Here is a 16,971-nt window from a genome sequence, read left to right as displayed (position 1 = left end):
ATATAAGAAAAACACATGAGGTGAAGGAAATGAAAAGATATATTGCACTTTTTAGCATTTTAGTTGTATTTGCAAGCCTATTAGTTGGTTGTGATTTAAATCGTATGGGTAAAGATGAGTATTATGTTCAAATTACAGTAGATGGAAAAGAGTATAATGGTAAATCTGATAATGGTGAGCCGTATAAAAATTACGAATATAAGTTAACTGGATTTGATAAAGAAGGTAAAGAGAAAGAATTAGAATTTACTGCACAAAAAAACTTACGTAAAGATGCATTCTTACGTGTATATCACTCAGATAAAAAAGGTGTAACAGCTTGGGAAGAAGTAAAGAAAGATGAGCTTCCTGCGAAAGTGAAAGAAAAACTAGGCGTGAAATAAGACAGAAAAAAGGAATTGACGAATAGGGTCAATTCCTTTTTATATTCTCAAAATCCTCTTCTGAAATGACTTTAAATCCATGTCTTTTGAATAAAGCAGTTGTTACCCCGTAACCAGTTTGTTTATTCCCGTTAAATTCTCCAGTGTAAATCGTAGAACTACCACAAGATGGACTGCGTTCTTTCAAAATAATATATTCTGGGTGTAAACCTTTCATTTGTTCTAGAGCTTTATAAGCACCGCTCACGAAAGCTGCTGTGACATCTTCACCGTCTTTTGTCACCACTTTTGCTTTTCCATCTAAAACGTCATCGCCATTCCCCCCAATAATTTCAGCTGAAGGACGAGGCGTTGGTAATCCTCCTAATACTTCAGGACAAATGAGGACTGTATCTTCTTGTTGCAGTAGCTCCTCTATTTTTGAAACGAGATTGTCATTTCCATCATACCGACAAGCGATACCACCTAAACAAGCGCTAATTACGATCATATTGTCACCTCCAAAAAAATTTAAAATATCCCGCCAATTTTTCTTCCTGACTCTTACCTATAAATGAGGTGATAAAAATGGGAAGCTTATATAATTTAATGAAACCATATAGTGAATTTCGAAGTAAAGAAGAGTTTAATACATATCAAAAACAAGTTTTGAAGTGCTATCGATTTGAATTAAATAAAACGGATACAACCATCATTCATTTTTTAGGGAAGTATGCGGTGAATGAGAAACAAAAAACAGTGGGAGTTGCTTGTCCGTTAATGGAGACGATTGCTACGAAAGTTGGAAAGAGCATTCGTACAGTACGCCGTTCAATTGCAAAGTTAGAGGAACTAGGAATTATAAAGCGTGTTGCGACAAAAGAAAGACATAAGCGCGGCGGATATAGTGCGAACTTATATGTATTTCTTACATCTGCAATTGACCGCATGGATGACCGTATGAAACTGTCCGCATGTGAAAGTGAGGATCGTGTAGATGGCTGTAGTAAAAATGAGCAAAAAAGTGAAGGGGAAACAATTTTTTCTAAAAACATTCCACAAATAAAAGAGAATAGAAAAGAAACGTACGAACTTGATGAGACGTATTGCCGTCATGATATACCGAAGCCTTTTATATACGCACTTGTGCCAATGACGCGTAATCCGAAAAAGATTAATATATTTTGGAGTAAGGTGGAACTTGCATATAAAAAGAGCGGGTTACTAGAGCAAGGTGTTTTACTGGAGCAAATATTAGCTGATGAAGAAGTGTATGGAAATTTCATTTGGCGAGTAAAGAGTGTTGTGAGAGCGTATAAATACGGGGAAATCCGTAAAAATGTGAAGGCTCTTTTATATAGTACAGTGCGGGATTTATTTTTAGAAATTGGATTAGAATGGGGAGCAGCCGTGAGAAGAAGTAAGGGGATACCGTTATTTGATCCGTTTAAAAAAGAGCCATGCGTATAACACATGACTCCAAGTAGTTAATCAAACTTTCTTACAACTGGAACACGAATCGCTACAAATAGTACGAAGACGATAACGGCGATTGCACCGCTTTTCATAACGGTTACGATTGGAATTCCTATTGCAAGTGCGATTGATGTGAATGCATAAGAAAGCGGGATAAAGCCCATTGATGAGAGCATAAGTAAACTCATTACGCGTCCCATCATTTCTTCTTTTACTGTCGATTGAATCATCGCCATAAGCGGAACGATAGCCATTGCAATTGTAATACCGTAAAACATGCCAGCTAATAATGCTTGCCACAGTACGGTGCTAAAGTTGATGGATAAGAAGAATACACCAGATAGTAGCATCATGATAATGCAAAATAGACCGCGTCTACGATTAATATTTTTTAAACCGACAATGACAGCGCCTATCGCCATTCCGCCTCCTACAGATGCTTCTAAGTAACTAAACTGAAGCGAGTCACCGTGCAGAACATTTTTAACGAAAAGCGGGAAACCGACTTGCATTGGACCGATTAAAAATAAGTTTAAAAAGGCACTACAAATAAGGAAGGTTGAAAGGAATGGTGATTCCTTTACATATAAGATTCCTTCTTTAATAGAAGTGAACATGCCTTTGTCTGTATTTTGCTGTTCTGGCATCGTAAATTGTATTTTTTGAACGAGTATGGCTGCAACGATTAGTAATAAAATCGTGATCGAAAAGATCGTTTCATAGTTCGTAAATTTGATAAGAATTCCGCCAAGTACAGGGCCTAAGATGACCGATGCTTGATTTGACATTTGTGTAAGTGAGTTTGCTTGTGTTAAACGGCTTTTTTCTACAAGTTCAGGCAAGATAGATCCATCAGCTGACCAGAAAAAAGCATCAGCAAGCCCAAAGAATAAAGCGAATAAAGCAAATGTATATAGTGTTACATCACCTACGATGAACCATGTAAGGATGGTTGCGACGAGAATAGCACGAATAATATTAGAATAAAACATAATGTTTTTTTTCGGGAATTTATCAGCTACAGCACCGCCGATAATCATAAAAATAAGCCTTGGAACACTAAGAGCTACGAAAACAACACCGAGTGAAGCCTCAAGGTTTAATGTTTTTGCTATGTACCACGTTTGTGAAAAAGTAAAAAAGGCTAAAGCAAAACTTGAAAAAAGAGTAGCTGCCCAAAGAAAAAGGAAATTCGTATTTTTTAATAACGGTTTCGCATTTTCTTTTAAAGCAGATTTATTTTGTTGTAGTTCCTCCATATTGCTTCCTTTCTATGTGACAAATTTAAACTGAAAAACCTATTAACAATCGTTTTATACAGTTTCTAATATTTCTATACTGCACTTTCTCATTGTAGACAATAATGTTGGGTTTGCACAGTGGCTATTTAACGACAAAAAAGAAGATACCAAATGGTATCTTCTTTTTTGTCGTTCAGGCTAATGCAATATAAATATCCAATTGTACGTTGGTTGGATCTGTTGCTTTTTCATCATAAAGCTCAAAGTCTGTTGTAAAAGCACGTTTGTTTTCTTTTGACCATTGCCAAATATATTCCCAAGCCTCACAAACGACTTCAGCAACTGGCCCCTTTCTCGTTGTAAATACCGCATACGTAGCAGCAGGTATTGTTAAAGTTGTCATATTTTCAGGTGCGTCTTCTAATGAAGAAACGGGCATACCGATCGTAAATTGATATGTACCAGTTTCATCTGATTCATAATTTGAGTAGAACGCGAATGTTTCTTTCGTTTGTTGATTTGGGATGTGATGCATCATTTGTTCTTGGAAGTATTGGTTCCAAAGCCCTGGAATTTTTCCTTCAGTAGATGCCTCTATTTCATTTGTCGTCGTAATCGAAATACCGATTGCTTGGAAAGCTTCTTTTTTTACGATAATAGGTTCTTTCATTTTAAAATATCCCCCTTATTGATAAGAACGTTTGTTCTTATTGATTGTAACATATTTTGGAAGGATACGGTAGCACAATAACAAAAGAACTCCTTCGCATAAAAGGAGCTCTTTTCATTTCTATATTAAAACATACTAGAGCTGTGCATCGGTTGAAGTTTTGCGTTTGGATCGAAGTAAGCTTTTGCATTGTTTACTGCTGTTGGTGCTTCACCGAAGCCGCAAGCAATGAGTTTTACTTTTCCTTCATATGTACAAATGTCACCAGCAGCGTAAATGCCAGGAATATTTGTTTCCATTTTCGAATTCACGAGAATGCTGTTTTTTTGTATATCTAAGCCCCAATTTTTAATTGGGCCAAGAGAGGAAACGAAGCCGTAGTTTACGATGACATCATCCACATCGATGATAATTTTTTCTTCCGTTTTTATATGCTGAAGAACGACTTGTTCAATGTTGTCATCACCAATGAGTTCTACTGGTATGTACGGTGTGCTTACTTCTGCACGAGAATTCATTAAGCTTTCTACGCTATGTTCATGTGCACGGAACTTATCACGGCGATGAACGATTGTAACTTTTTCAGCGATCGGCTCTAACATCATTGTCCAATCAACAGCTGAGTCGCCGCCGCCAAATACTACGACGCGCTTACCAGCAAATTTATTCATATCATCAACGAAATAATGTAAGTTTTTCTTTTCATACTTTGCTGTACCTTCTAATTCTAAGCGGCGTGGTTGGAAAGCACCATTGCCAGCAGTAATAATAACTGATTTAGAATAGTGAGTTTGCTTATTCGTAACAAGTTTAAATATACCGTCAGCTTGTTTCTCAAGCGTATCAACAGCTTCTTCTAAACAAACGGTTGGATCAAATTTCTTCATTTGCTCTTTTAAGTTATCAACTAGTTCTTGTGCGCGCACTTTTGGAAATCCAGCTACATCATAAATGTATTTTTCAGGGTAGAGTGCGGATAATTGTCCTCCAAGTTGAGGTAAGCTTTCAATGATTTTTACACTTGCTTGTCTCATACCGCCATAAAATGCTGTGAACAGCCCTGTTGGACCACCACCAATAATCGTTATGTCGTAAACTTTTTGATTTTCTGCCACTTTCATTCCCCCTATAGATGGAATTTTGATATTGATTTCATATATTGTTCATATGTACACGAAAATCCTGCAAATGATGACACTTTCAAATAAATGATAGCATATTTGAGTTCATAATACTTCTGAAAACGACTGAATTGTGTGTAAGTTTTCGCATAGATGCTTTTTTAATTGTATAAAATATGGTGAAAGGAAAATACATGAAAAAAAGGCTGAAAAACCCTTGAAAACGCTATGTTATTTTAAAATATTGATAATTCTCCAGACGCTTGAATTCTGGAATAAAACCGACTAATATAGGGAAGTATTATGTTAAATTTCTATGACAAAATTCGTACGATTTTTTGACTGCGTTTTGTTATGATATAGAATGTGATAAATTCCACATTCTTGACAAATATAGTTTTTAGTACTTGGTATTATTTTTCATTACTATTATATAAAGAAAAGGGTTGTGATTTGGTGAAGACTCCAAAAATCGTAGTTTTAGGTGCAGGTTATGGCGGGATGATTACGACTGTTCGTCTGCAAAAAGCATTATCTGTAAATGAAGCTGAAATTACGTTAGTAAACAACAACAGCTATCACTACCAAGCGACTTGGTTACATGAGAGCGCAGCTGGTACATTACAAGATGAAAAAATCTGTCTAGATATTCAAGACGTTATTGATACAAATAAAGTGAACTTTGTACAAGACACAGTAGTAGAAATTAAAGCTGCTGAAAAACGCATCATCTTAAAAGACGGCGAGCTAGAGTATGACTATTTAGTAATCGGTCTTGGTTTCGAATCAGAAACATTCGGAATTACAGGATTAAAAGAGCATGCATTCTCAATTGCTAACATTAATGCAACTCGTGAAATTCGTGAGCATATGGAAGCTAGTTTCGCTAAATATGCAACTGAAAAGCGCGATGAGTTAGTAACAATCGTTGTTGGTGGTGCTGGATTTACTGGTATCGAGTACGTAGGTGAGCTTGCAAACCGTGTTCCTGAACTTTGCAAAGAGTACAATGTACCACGTGAAAAAGCACGTATTATCTGTGTAGAAGCTGCTCCGACAGCACTTCCAGGTTTCGATCCGGCATTAGTAGAATACGCTGTAAAACAACTTGAGAAAAAAGGTGTAGAATTCCGCATCGGTACAGCAATTAAAGAAGCAACTGAAGAAGGTATTATCGTTGCAAACGGCGATGATACTGAATTAATTAAGTCTGAAACAGTAGTTTGGGCTGCGGGTGTTCGTGGTAACGGTATTGTAGAAGAGTCTGGCTTTGAAGCAATGCGCGGACGTGTAAAAGTTGATGAGTACATGCACGCTCCAGGATACGAAGATGTATTTATGGTTGGTGACGCAGCGTTAATCATTAACGAAGAAATTAATCGTCCATACCCACCAACGGCACAAATCGCAATTCAAGAAGGTTACAACATTGCACACAACTTAACTGTGTTAGTTCGTGGTAAAGGCGAAATGAAAAAATTCGCATTCGACAATAAAGGATCTGTATGTTCTTTAGGTCATGACGATGCAATGGGCGTTGTTATGGGCAAAAAGTTAACAGGTTGGAAAGCTTCCTTCATGAAGAAAGTTATCGATAACCGTTACCTATTCTTATTAGGTGGACCTTTATTAGTTCTTAAAAAAGGTAAATTAAAGTTCTTTTAATATATAGTAGAAAAAGCAGAAACGGCTAAGAGCTGTTTCTGCTTTTTTCATTTAAAAAATATAGTATAATATATAAAAAAAGAAAGAATATTCTGTCCGTTCTGATAGAGGAGGGTATTACATCATGGAGAAGCGAGGGAAAGTATGGCTAGCTGTTGGTGGCTTAGTAGCTACAAAAGATGGCAGGTGGCTGTTCGTTAAGAAAAAATATAGTGGATTAAAGGGGAAATGGTCTTTGCCGGCTGGTTTTGTAAATGAAGGTGAGACGGTTGATGAAGCTGTGAAACGTGAAGTGTTAGAAGAGACAGGTATCGTCGCTCATGTGAAGGGGATCATTGGTGTTCGATCGGGCGTGATTCGCAATGAGATTAGTGATAATATGATTATTTTCCTTTTGGAGCCTGAAGGAGAAAACATTATTGTACAGGAGAAGGAATTGTCTGAAGTAGCATTTTTACATCCAGATACGATTGCGGACGATCCAAATACGTCTCTACTTATCAAATATTTGTTTGAAGGAAGATCAGAACTACATCTTGAGATGAACAAAACATTAGATCCAGGAGAGCAATTTGGTTATACAGCCTATCATGTATTTACGGCGCATGCGAAGGAGAGGGAGAAAGAGTGAGTATACCAGTACTACTTATTTCAATGATGTTATTTTTTATTTTGTTTTTTGGAATTGGATTTTTACTCAACATGATATTGCGAGCGACATGGGTAATGGTTATTGTGTATCCGATTGTTTGTATACTTATTATTAATAAGGCGAGTGTGTGGGATTATTTTTCAAAGCCGAAAGAAACATTCTCTTCATTTGGGACAAGTGTATCGCATTTAGGGCAGGCAGATGTGTTTATTCTATCTACTGGATTAGTAGGTGCTGCTTTAGCCGGAATTGTCATTAAGAAACTTCGGAAAAGCGGATATCAAATGTTTTAATCTCCAATTCATTTGGGGATTATTTTTTTGCATATTCCTTCATCGTATAGGGAATGATTAACGATGAAGGAGTGTGGAATATAAAAATGTTAAAACGATATTGTATTCGCATTATGATGACTTGTTTACTTGTATCCGCATTATGCGTAACATGGAATGCTTTCACAGGAGTTTCTTTATTAGAGATTGTAAAGAAATATGAGGGAACGAGTGCAAAAGAAGTACATGCAGCAGAAGTTAAGAGAAATGTTGCTCCGAGTAAAGAAGTGATAAATGCTTTAGAGCAGGCAAACGACTGGTCTAAATATCGTTCAATTGAAATGACTGCAACAGGTTATACGTCGGGAATTGAGTCAACTGGTAAGAGACCGGGACATCCGGAGTATGGTATTACATATTCAGGAGTTAAGGTGAAAAGGGATTTATATTCCACAATCGCTGCGGACTTACGCGTATTCCCAATTGGAACGATTCTATTCGTACCAGGTTATGGGTACGGTGTAGTAGCTGATAAGGGCGGTGCAATAAAAGGAAACCGTCTTGATCTGTATTATGATACGGTGAAAGATGTTTATAGCCAATGGGGTAAGAAAAAAGTGAATGTGTATGTAGTGAAAGTTGGAAATGGTAAGTTTTCAGAAGAAGAGTTAACGATGTTAAATCAAGACGAAACGATGCAAGTGTTTCGTGGTCAATATTTAAAACAAAGATAGTCTAGTGGTAATTACGCTAGACTTTTTTATTTTATAAATAGAAGAAATATGGATTATATAGGATGTAACAGAAGTTAGAATTGTCGCATTTTATCGAAAATAAAGTTATAATAAAGGCAGAGTAGAGAAATTTAGGGGGTCTGAACATGTTTCAAGTACAAAAAGAATTAGCAAGCCATGAAGCGGTAATCGTTGCCTTATTTGAAGAAGAGAAAACGAGTAGTTTTGTACAAGAACTGGACAAAGCGTTTGAAGGACAACTACAAGTTTTATTAGAAGAGAAAGAACTTTCTACGAAGAAGAAAGCTATTTCAAAAGTACATAGTTTAGGAAAAACAAATGTGAAACGTTATTATTTCGTTGGTTTAGGTAAGAAAGAGTCTTACACGACAGAAACGTTGCGTGCTGCTCTTGGTAAGGCATTTAAAACGTTACAAGCAGCAAAAGTACAAGATGCAGCAATCTTACTTGATTCTTTCGTAACAGAGAAATTAGATGCAATTGATGTAGCTCATATTGCAGCAGAAGTACAAGGTCTTGGTACATATGAGTTACAAACGTATAAATCAGATAAAAAGGATCGTGTGGAACTAGAGAAGTTCACGGCTATTACAGCAGAAGATGCACAAGAAATTGAAGCTGCATTAACAGTTGGCTACGTACATGGACGTGCAACAAATTCAGCTCGTACACTTGTAAATATGCCGCCAAACGTATTAACAGCAACAAAGCTTGCTGAGTATGCTGTTGAGTTAGCGGAAAAGTATGATATGGATTATAAAGTTCTTGAGAAAGAAGAGATGGAAGATCTTGGTATGGGTGCGTTACTTGCAGTAAACCAAGGTAGTACAGAGCCACCAAAAATGATTGCTCTTATTTATAAAGGAAAAGAAGAGTGGACAGATGTCATTGGATTCGTTGGAAAAGGGATTACATACGATACAGGTGGTTATTCTTTAAAACCACGTGAAGGCATGGTCGGTATGAAAGGTGATATGGGCGGTGCTGCGTCTGTATTAGGTGCGATGGAAATTATCGGTGAACTTCGCCCAGAGCAAAATGTGATCGCTGTTATTCCATCAACTGATAACGTTGTAAGTGGTACAGCATTTAAGCCAGACGATGTAATCACATCTATGAGCGGAAAAACAATTGAAGTATTAAATACAGATGCAGAAGGTCGCCTAGCGTTAGCTGACGGTATTACGTATGCGAAAAAACTAGGTGCAAACTATCTTATTGATGTTGCGACATTAACAGGTGGTGTAATTGTTGCACTTGGAAATCAGACGACAGGCGCAATGACAAACAATGAAGAGTTGTTTGAGCAAGTGCTAGAGGCGTCTATGGAAACAGATGAATCAATTTGGCAATTACCGATTTTTGATCGTGATAAAGAACGCGTTCGAAACAGTAAGTTTGCCGATTTAAATAACTCACCAGGCCGCGAAGGACATGCGGTTATGGCAGGTACATTCTTAGGTGAATTTGCTGAAGATACACCTTGGGTACACTTAGACATCGCTGGAACATCTGAAACGTCAGGAGCGCATGATTTAGGGCCAGCTGGAGCAACAGGTGCAATGGTACGTACACTTGCAACACTTGTTGAACGTTTCGGAGAAGAGTAAGATCCATAAGAGAAGGCTGTTCCGATATTTTGGAACAGCCTTTTTTATTGGTATGATTATTGTCATTTTTTGTCGTTAAGTCGATATAATTTCATTTCCTATTGTACTGTTCTATAGGAAAAGATGGATCCTATAAAGAAATCGTATATAACGTTCCATTTAAAGCGAATGAAGTGCGACCTGTTTCTTCAGAGACAACTAAAATAAGTGCGTCGCTTTTTTCTGATAAGCCAATCGCAGCTCTGTGACGTGTTCCTAGTTCAGGATCAACTTCTGTGCTTTTCGTTAACGGAAGAATATTGGCAGCTGAAACAATATGATCATTTTTAACGAGAACGGCTCCGTCATGAAGAGGGTTACCTGGATAGAAAATGGATTCAAGTAACGGTGAGGTTAAATGAGCATGTAATGTTGTTCCAGTTTGAATGAGAGAGTCAAGTGGTTCGTTTCTTTCCACAACAATAAGAGCCCCGTGTTTTCGGGCGCTTAAATGTTGGACAGTTGCTGTAATAGAATGTGAGCTTTCAGTATAAGGTGATAAATACGCTTGAATATAGTATGTAGCTGCCAATGTTTGTACGTTTGCTAACATATGATGAATATCTTCCATTTTGCACAAAATACATTCATCTTCTTTATCAATTGCTTGTCTCATAATTGATAATTCTTTCTCAGCAATTTCAATCATTTGCTTTGTTTGTATTTTGAGCTCTTCTGACAAGCCCCATTCTTGCATAATCCTCATTCCCTTTAGTGGAGTATTTAACCATAGTGTATACAAATATTCCTAGTAAAATCCTGTTAGATTGTAAAAAATATTGAGATACAGGTTGTTTTTTTCATATAATAAAGGTATGACAAGCGAGAGGAGATAGAAATATGAGCTGGAAACAAGAATTTAGTCGCTGGCTTTCCTATGCAGAGTTAGACGCAGAACTAAAAGAACAGTTAGAAAACATGAAGCAAGATGAGAAGAAAATTGAGGACAGCTTTTATAAAAATCTAGAATTCGGCACAGGTGGTATGCGTGGTGAACTTGGTGCTGGTACGAACCGTTTGAACGTATATACAGTTCGTAAAGCAACACAAGGATTAGCGAAGTTTATTGAAAAATTAGGTGAAGAAGCGAAAAAACGCGGTGTTGTTGTAGCGTACGATTCTCGTCATAAATCACCTGAATTTGCAATGGAAGTAGCTGCTACACTTGGTGCACACGGTATCACAACATATGTGTTTGAAAGCTTACGTCCAACGCCAGTGCTTTCTTTCGCAGTTCGTCATTTACATACAGTAAGTGGAATCGTTCTTACGGCAAGCCATAATCCGCCGGAATATAACGGTTATAAAGTATATGGTGAAGATGGTGGGCAGTTGCCTCCAAAAGAAGCTGATGAGTTAATTAGCTATGTAAATGCAGTAGAGGATGAGTTAACAGTTGAGGTTGCTAATGTGGAGCAATTAAAAGCTGACGGTTTATTACATATTGTTGGACAAGAAGTAGATGATGCATATGCAACAGAATTGAACAATGTCATCATTAATAAAGAAATGGTACAAAATGTTGGAAAAGACTTAAAAATCGTCTTTACACCATTACATGGAACATCAAATATTTCTGTGCGCCGTGGTTTAGAAGAAGTTGGATTTACAGATGTAACAGTTGTAAAAGAGCAAGAGTTACCAGATCCGAACTTCTCTACAGTAAAATCACCGAACCCAGAAGAGCATGCAGCGTTTGAGTATGCAATTCGTGACGGTGAGAAGGTAGGAGCAGATGTGTTAATCGCAACGGATCCTGACGCAGACCGTCTAGGCGTTGCAGTTCGTAATCACGATGGTGAGTTCCAAGTATTAACGGGTAACCAAACAGGTGCATTAATGCTTGATTACTTATTATCTCAAAAGAAAGAAAACGGAACGCTTCCAGAGAACGGTGTTGTATTAAAAACAATCGTAACGTCTGAAATTGGCCGTACAATCGCGAAAGCATACGGTTTAGATACAGTTGATACGTTAACTGGATTTAAATTTATCGGTGAGAAAATTAAACAGTATGAAGAAAGCGGACAATACGAATTCCAATTCGGTTATGAGGAAAGCTATGGTTATTTAATCCGTCCATTCTGTCGTGATAAAGATGCAGTACAATCTGTTCTATTTGCATGTGAAGTAGCTGCATACTACAAATCACAAGGTAAAACGTTATACGATGGTTTATTAGAAGTATTTGAGAAGTACGGTTTCTTCCGTGAAGATCTTGTATCGTTAACGTTAAAAGGAAAAGATGGAGCGGAACAAATTCAAGAAATGATGGCAACATTCCGTGAAAATCCTCCGAAAGAAGTAGCGGGCTTAACAGTTGTAGCTGTTGAAGACTATAAAGCGAGCATCGTTACATCTTTACAAGATGGACATAAAGAAGAGATTCACTTACCGAAATCAAATGTGTTAAAATATCAATTAGAAGATGGTTCTTGGTTCTGCCTACGCCCATCTGGAACTGAACCGAAGATTAAGTTCTACTTCGGTGTTCAAGATAATTCTTTACAAAATAGTGAACAAAAGTTACTTACTATTAAAGAAGATATTATGAATCGTTTATAATATAAAGTAATTTTAAGTAGTAAGGAACGAAAGGGAGTGAAACCTCCCTTTTGTTTTATGTAAGGAAATAATCGTTATTGATTCTGACAGAAGAGAGGGTATTTTGTGATGAAAAAAGTAAGAAAAGCCATAATCCCAGCAGCTGGATTAGGAACACGTTTTTTACCAGCTACAAAAGCAATGCCAAAAGAAATGTTACCGATAGTAGATAAACCAACTATCCAATACATTGTAGAAGAAGCAATAAAATCAGGAATCGAAGATATTATTATCGTTACTGGTAAAACGAAGCGCTCTATTGAAGATCATTTTGATAATGCATTTGAGTTAGAGCAAAACTTATTAGAAAAGAAAAAGTATGAGTTACTTGAAAAAGTACAGGCTTCTTCAAAAATGGTAGATATTCACTATATCCGTCAAAAAGAACCAAAAGGATTAGGACACGCTGTTTGGTGTGCACGTAAATTCATTGGTGATGAGCCATTCGCTGTTTTATTAGGTGATGATATCGTTCAAGCTGAAAAACCATGTTTACGTCAATTAATTGAAGAATATGATAAAACGCTTTCTTCTGTTATTGGTGTACAAACGGTTCCAGAAGATGAAACACACCGTTATGGAATTATCGACCCATTAGAGCAGGAAGGACGTCGTTACCAAGTTCGCAATTTCGTTGAGAAACCAGCAGCAGGTACAGCACCTTCAAACTTAGCAATTATGGGACGTTACGTTTTAACACCTGAAATCTTCATGTTCTTAGAACAGCAACATGCTGGTGGTGAAATTCAGTTAACAGATGCAATCCAAAACTTAAACGAAATTCAACGTGTATTTGCTTACGATTTCGAAGGAAAGCGCTACGACGTAGGTGAAAAGTTAGGATTCGTTCAAACGACAATCGAAATGGCTCTGCGACACCCAGAATTACGTGATGACATGGTTCCAATGATGCAGAAAATTTTAGAAGAACACACGAAGCAACAGTCTTAATATAAAAAAAGAGTTATTTCAGTGTACTGAAATAACTCTTTTTTATTATGAAATCGTCGAATGAGAATGCTGATAAGCGGAACGACGTACAGCATAGTATATGCGAGGTGCGATAATAGCACCGATAATGGTAAATGCAATATCTTTTACTGCGAACCACATCATAATCATCCAAGCCGCTTTATAACTCATATTACCACCCATGAAGAAATTGACTGCCCCGTACATATAAGTAGTACCGATAATATACGTTAAAATGATTCCTGTGAAAGAGGCAATTGCAAATGTACTGAATGTTGGTCGTTCTTTTTGTTCTACTAGTTTTCCGGATACGTAAGCAACGATAATAAATGCAATAATAAAACCACCAGTAGGATCTAAAAGCGCTCCGAATCCAGCTTTGAAGTTAGCGAAGATTGGTGCACCAGCTAAGCCAACGAGCATATACACAGTCATTGATAATGCGCCAAGTCTACTTCCAAGAAGAAGCCCTGCTAAAATTGCGAAAAATGGTTGCATAGATAATGGGATACCCGCTACTTGCAGGAATGGTGCCCAAGATACAATATTTGCACCAATGGCCATAAGAGCGACGAACATGGCAGCTAATGCTAAATCTAAAACATGAAATCTCCTCATAATGTTAACCTCCTGTTGTTTTTAGGTTAACATTATCGTAGCGAAAATATTTACTTGTTGTCAATCAAAATATTTTGATAAGAAGGCTTCAAATACTCTCTTAGCAACGTATACGGAATACGAAATTGAGGGATTCCGCTTGAATAAGGAGCAATCTCATATAAAGGGAAATAAATGACGAGATTGTCCGGTTCTAAAAAGAAGTGGAACTTTTTCGTGCTCATGACCTTTTCAGTTGCATCGGGAAAATAAATACTTTCATTTTGTTTAATTTGTCTTACAATCTCAGCACGGATTATTTCTTTATATTTATCTTCTGGTTGAAATAGATCGTCTAAGTGTAGTAACTTTTTTTCTTTTAAATCAAATGTGTTTGCCTTCCACTTATAAAGACCGTGTGCTCCGCCTGTATATTGATAGTAATTCACATATAGGCTGAGCAACGGTGGTTTATTTAGGGAGACTTTATAATCAACATTCGCCACGTACGGATGAAAAGGTGTACTAGATCCTTCTGTTTCTTTATAATATTTTTTTGCGTCTTTTTCTAATTTTGTTTTAAATTTGTCAGTAGATTTTTTGTAATAGAAATTGAGCTTATTTTGAAATTTAGAATCGGGAAAATTGTGAAACGAAGGTCTGTTAATTTGATATTCTATATAAGGTTTCTTACCTTTTTGTGTTACAGTCTGAACATCGATTGTCAGGTTGGATGCTTTGGCTGCTAGTGCACAATTTGGTACAATAGTCAGCAAGGAGAACATAAGCAGTAATATACAAAATTTCTGTTTCATTTAGGTGAAACCTCCTTATATAAGTGTTATAAGTAGTTTGAAAATAAATAGGTAAAATTATACATTCAATTAAAGTAAGAGAAGGAGGAAACGATATGGGAAAAACTTTAATGGATTCACTTGGAATTGAGTTGTTAGAGATGACAGAAGATAAGGTGGTTGCTACGATGCCTGTTGATGAGCGTACGCATCAGCCGTTTGGTTTTTTACACGGCGGTGCATCTCTTGCATTAGCGGAAACAGTAGCAAGTGTTGGTTCATACAATTTAATTGATCAAGAGAAATGTATTTGTTTCGGTCTAGAAATTAATGCAAATCACATTCGCTCAAAGAAAGATGGGATTGTAACAGCGATCGGAACACCGATACATAGAGGACATTCAACGATGGTTTGGGATGTACGTATTATTGATGAGAATGATGATTTACTATGTATATCAAGATGTACAGTAGCAATTAAAGAAAAACGTGAAAAGTAAAAAGAGGCGGCTCAATAGAGCGCCTCTTTTTTATAATTAGAACTGGATTTTCTTCTCTAAGAAGCCTTTTAGCTCGCTAATTGGCATACGAACTTGTTCCATTGTGTCACGGTCACGTACTGTAACAGCTTTGTCTTCAACTGAGTCGAAGTCGTAAGTGATACAGAATGGTGTACCGATTTCGTCTTGACGACGGTAACGTTTACCGATAGAACCAGTTTCGTCAAAGTCTACCATGAAGTCTTTAGCTAGTTCTGCGAATACTTCAGTAGCACCTTCAGATAGCTTTTTAGATAATGGTAAGATAGCTGCTTTGTATGGTGCTAAAGCAGGGTGGAAACGAAGAACTGTACGAGAATCGTTTTCCAATTGCTCTTCTTCATATGCATCACATAAGAATGCTAATGTTACACGGTCAGCACCTAAAGATGGCTCGATGCAGTACGGTACGTAACGCTCATTCGTTTGTGGATCGATATAGTTAAAGTCTTCGTTAGAGTGTTCCATGTGACGTTTTAAATCGAAGTCTGTACGAGATGCTACGCCCCAAAGTTCGCCCCAACCGAATGGGAATCTGAATTCAATATCAGTTGTTGCGTTACTGTAATGAGATAATTCCTCTTCACCGTGGTCACGAAGACGCATGCTTTCTTCAGTCATACCAAGTGAAAGTAACCAGTTCTTACAAGTTTCACGCCAGAATGCAAACCACTCTAAATCTTCACCAGGCTTACAGAAGAATTCAAGTTCCATTTGTTCGAATTCACGTGTACGGAATGTGAAGTTACCAGGCGTGATTTCGTTACGGAAGCTCTTACCGATTTGGCCAATACCAAATGGAAGTTTTTTACGCATAGAGCGTTGTACGTTTTTAAAGTTTACGAAAATACCTTGTGCTGTTTCAGGACGAAGGAAGATTTCGTTCGTGCTAGACTCTGTAACACCTTGGAATGTTTTGAACATTAAGTTGAACTGACGGATTTCAGTGAACTCTTCACTACCGCAATCAGGACATTTTACTTCATGTTCTTTCATTAAGTCAGCCATTTGGTCGAAAGTAAGACCATCAACAACCATTTCGATGCCTTTTGCATCTAATGCATCTTCAATTAATTTGTCAGCACGGTGACGCGCTTTACATTTTTTACAGTCGATCATTGGATCGTTGAAGTTACCAACGTGACCAGAAGCGATCCAAGTTTTTGGGTTCATTAAAATAGCTGCGTCTAAACCAACGTTGTATGGAGATTCTTGAATGAATTTTTTCCACCAAGCTTTTTTAACGTTATTTTTTAATTCGATTCCAAGTGGACCGTAATCCCAAGTGTTTGCAAGACCACCGTAAATTTCAGAACCAGGGAAAACAAAACCGCGATGTTTCGCTAAGTTTACAACTTGTTCCATTGAATACATAATAAAATCCTCCTTTTGAAAGTTAACGTATTGGCGATGACGTGCTCTGGTACTTGTGAAACGAGCGGTATATGCTTTGAAAAACATAAAAAAAACGCTCATCCCAAGGCTTAATTGCCTAGGGACGAGCGTTTGCCCGCGGTTCCACCCTAGTTGATACACAACAGGTGCATCCACTTTATCACGTATTGCTCGGGACTGCCGTTTCCTTGCGGCATCAGGCTTTCA

At 37.3% G+C, this 16,971-nt stretch carries 18 protein-coding genes; 10 read left to right on the top strand and 8 right to left on the bottom strand.

Annotation, left to right across the window (positions count from 1 at the left end; all coding sequences use genetic code 11):
* Nucleotides 1-29 precede the first annotated feature (29 nt).
* On the top strand, nucleotides 30-383 hold the full coding sequence (locus RBB48_RS05390) for a YxeA family protein (protein WP_088064708.1): 354 nt from the start codon (nucleotides 30-32) through the stop codon (nucleotides 381-383).
* A gap of 28 nt (nucleotides 384-411) precedes the next feature.
* On the opposite strand, the gene RBB48_RS05385 is transcribed toward RBB48_RS05390, so the two are convergent.
* Nucleotides 412-873 carry a 2-thiouracil desulfurase family protein gene (locus RBB48_RS05385; protein WP_088064707.1) on the bottom strand — a complete coding sequence of 154 codons (462 nt, stop codon included), beginning with the start codon at nucleotides 871-873 and terminating at the stop codon, nucleotides 412-414.
* A gap of 77 nt (nucleotides 874-950) precedes the next feature.
* Between RBB48_RS05385 and RBB48_RS05380 the strand changes: the two genes are divergently transcribed.
* Complete coding sequence (locus RBB48_RS05380; protein WP_088064706.1) at nucleotides 951-1,832, top strand: helix-turn-helix domain-containing protein; 882 nt, start codon at nucleotides 951-953, stop codon at nucleotides 1,830-1,832.
* A gap of 17 nt (nucleotides 1,833-1,849) precedes the next feature.
* On the opposite strand, the gene RBB48_RS05375 is transcribed toward RBB48_RS05380, so the two are convergent.
* From RBB48_RS05375 to RBB48_RS05365, 3 genes are all read right to left on the bottom strand, one after another.
* Nucleotides 1,850-3,097, bottom strand: coding sequence for an MFS transporter (locus tag RBB48_RS05375; protein WP_046959971.1), 1,248 nt, complete (start codon nucleotides 3,095-3,097; stop codon nucleotides 1,850-1,852).
* A gap of 175 nt (nucleotides 3,098-3,272) precedes the next feature.
* The gene (locus RBB48_RS05370) at nucleotides 3,273-3,749 is read right to left on the bottom strand and encodes a GyrI-like domain-containing protein (RefSeq protein WP_088064705.1); all 477 of its coding nucleotides are present in this window, start codon (nucleotides 3,747-3,749) and stop codon (nucleotides 3,273-3,275) included.
* Nucleotides 3,750-3,874: 125 nt separating this feature from the next.
* A complete protein-coding gene (locus tag RBB48_RS05365) occupies nucleotides 3,875-4,864 on the bottom strand; it encodes an NAD(P)/FAD-dependent oxidoreductase (protein WP_048542263.1) in 990 nt (329 codons plus the stop codon).
* A 462-nt stretch (nucleotides 4,865-5,326) separates the two neighbouring features.
* Here RBB48_RS05365 and RBB48_RS05360 point away from each other — a divergent pair, with 462 nt between their 5' ends.
* The 5 genes from RBB48_RS05360 (at nucleotide 5,327) to pepA (ending at nucleotide 9,824) form a co-directional block, all read left to right on the top strand.
* Nucleotides 5,327-6,535, top strand: coding sequence for an NAD(P)/FAD-dependent oxidoreductase (locus RBB48_RS05360; protein ID WP_000856605.1), 1,209 nt, complete (start codon nucleotides 5,327-5,329; stop codon nucleotides 6,533-6,535).
* Between the two features lie 124 nt (nucleotides 6,536-6,659).
* On the top strand, nucleotides 6,660-7,166 hold the full coding sequence (locus RBB48_RS05355) for an NUDIX hydrolase (RefSeq protein WP_000415296.1): 507 nt from the start codon (nucleotides 6,660-6,662) through the stop codon (nucleotides 7,164-7,166).
* Complete coding sequence (locus tag RBB48_RS05350) at nucleotides 7,163-7,480, top strand: YuiB family protein (protein WP_000027007.1); 318 nt, start codon at nucleotides 7,163-7,165, stop codon at nucleotides 7,478-7,480. The genes RBB48_RS05355 and RBB48_RS05350 overlap by 4 nt, the downstream gene beginning before the upstream one ends.
* Nucleotides 7,481-7,566: 86 nt before the next feature.
* Complete coding sequence (locus RBB48_RS05345; protein ID WP_000920109.1) at nucleotides 7,567-8,193, top strand: 3D domain-containing protein; 627 nt, start codon at nucleotides 7,567-7,569, stop codon at nucleotides 8,191-8,193.
* Nucleotides 8,194-8,339: 146 nt separating this feature from the next.
* Nucleotides 8,340-9,824 (top strand): cytosol aminopeptidase, encoded by a 1,485-nt coding sequence (gene pepA / locus RBB48_RS05340; protein WP_088064704.1) that lies wholly within the window; start codon nucleotides 8,340-8,342, stop codon nucleotides 9,822-9,824.
* 130 nt (nucleotides 9,825-9,954) lie between these two features.
* Here pepA and cdaS read toward each other — a convergent pair whose 3' ends face one another.
* The gene (gene cdaS / locus RBB48_RS05335; RefSeq protein ID WP_070169194.1) at nucleotides 9,955-10,560 is read right to left on the bottom strand and encodes a sporulation-specific diadenylate cyclase CdaS; all 606 of its coding nucleotides are present in this window, start codon (nucleotides 10,558-10,560) and stop codon (nucleotides 9,955-9,957) included.
* 143 nt (nucleotides 10,561-10,703) lie between these two features.
* Between cdaS and RBB48_RS05330 the strand changes: the two genes are divergently transcribed.
* Together RBB48_RS05330 and galU are read left to right on the top strand one after the other, a co-directional pair.
* Nucleotides 10,704-12,428, top strand: a complete 1,725-nt coding sequence (locus RBB48_RS05330; protein ID WP_088064703.1) for a phospho-sugar mutase — start codon at nucleotides 10,704-10,706, stop codon at nucleotides 12,426-12,428.
* 108 nt (nucleotides 12,429-12,536) lie between these two features.
* Complete coding sequence (gene galU / locus RBB48_RS05325) at nucleotides 12,537-13,418, top strand: UTP--glucose-1-phosphate uridylyltransferase GalU (protein ID WP_306007505.1); 882 nt, start codon at nucleotides 12,537-12,539, stop codon at nucleotides 13,416-13,418.
* A gap of 45 nt (nucleotides 13,419-13,463) precedes the next feature.
* On the opposite strand, the gene RBB48_RS05320 is transcribed toward galU, so the two are convergent.
* Together RBB48_RS05320 and RBB48_RS05315 are read right to left on the bottom strand one after the other, a co-directional pair.
* On the bottom strand, nucleotides 13,464-14,057 hold the full coding sequence (locus RBB48_RS05320; protein WP_001252151.1) for a biotin transporter BioY: 594 nt from the start codon (nucleotides 14,055-14,057) through the stop codon (nucleotides 13,464-13,466).
* Between the two features lie 50 nt (nucleotides 14,058-14,107).
* Complete coding sequence (locus RBB48_RS05315; RefSeq protein ID WP_088064702.1) at nucleotides 14,108-14,851, bottom strand: DUF3298 and DUF4163 domain-containing protein; 744 nt, start codon at nucleotides 14,849-14,851, stop codon at nucleotides 14,108-14,110.
* Between the two features lie 95 nt (nucleotides 14,852-14,946).
* Here RBB48_RS05315 and RBB48_RS05310 point away from each other — a divergent pair, with 95 nt between their 5' ends.
* Nucleotides 14,947-15,330, top strand: a complete 384-nt coding sequence (locus tag RBB48_RS05310; RefSeq protein WP_000520763.1) for a hotdog fold thioesterase — start codon at nucleotides 14,947-14,949, stop codon at nucleotides 15,328-15,330.
* A 36-nt stretch (nucleotides 15,331-15,366) separates the two neighbouring features.
* Here the strand turns inward: RBB48_RS05310 and RBB48_RS05305 are convergent, their stop codons facing one another.
* Nucleotides 15,367-16,743, bottom strand: coding sequence for a glycine--tRNA ligase (locus RBB48_RS05305; protein WP_000287155.1), 1,377 nt, complete (start codon nucleotides 16,741-16,743; stop codon nucleotides 15,367-15,369).
* Between the last annotated feature and the right edge of the window lie 228 nt (nucleotides 16,744-16,971).

The sequence above is a fragment of the Bacillus sp. MMSF_3353 genome, assembly GCF_030733445.1.
Lineage (GTDB): Bacteria > Bacillota > Bacilli > Bacillales > Bacillaceae_G > Bacillus_A > Bacillus_A wiedmannii.
Note: the sequence above shows the minus strand (reverse complement) of the source record. Positions and strands in the feature narration are given on the sequence as shown.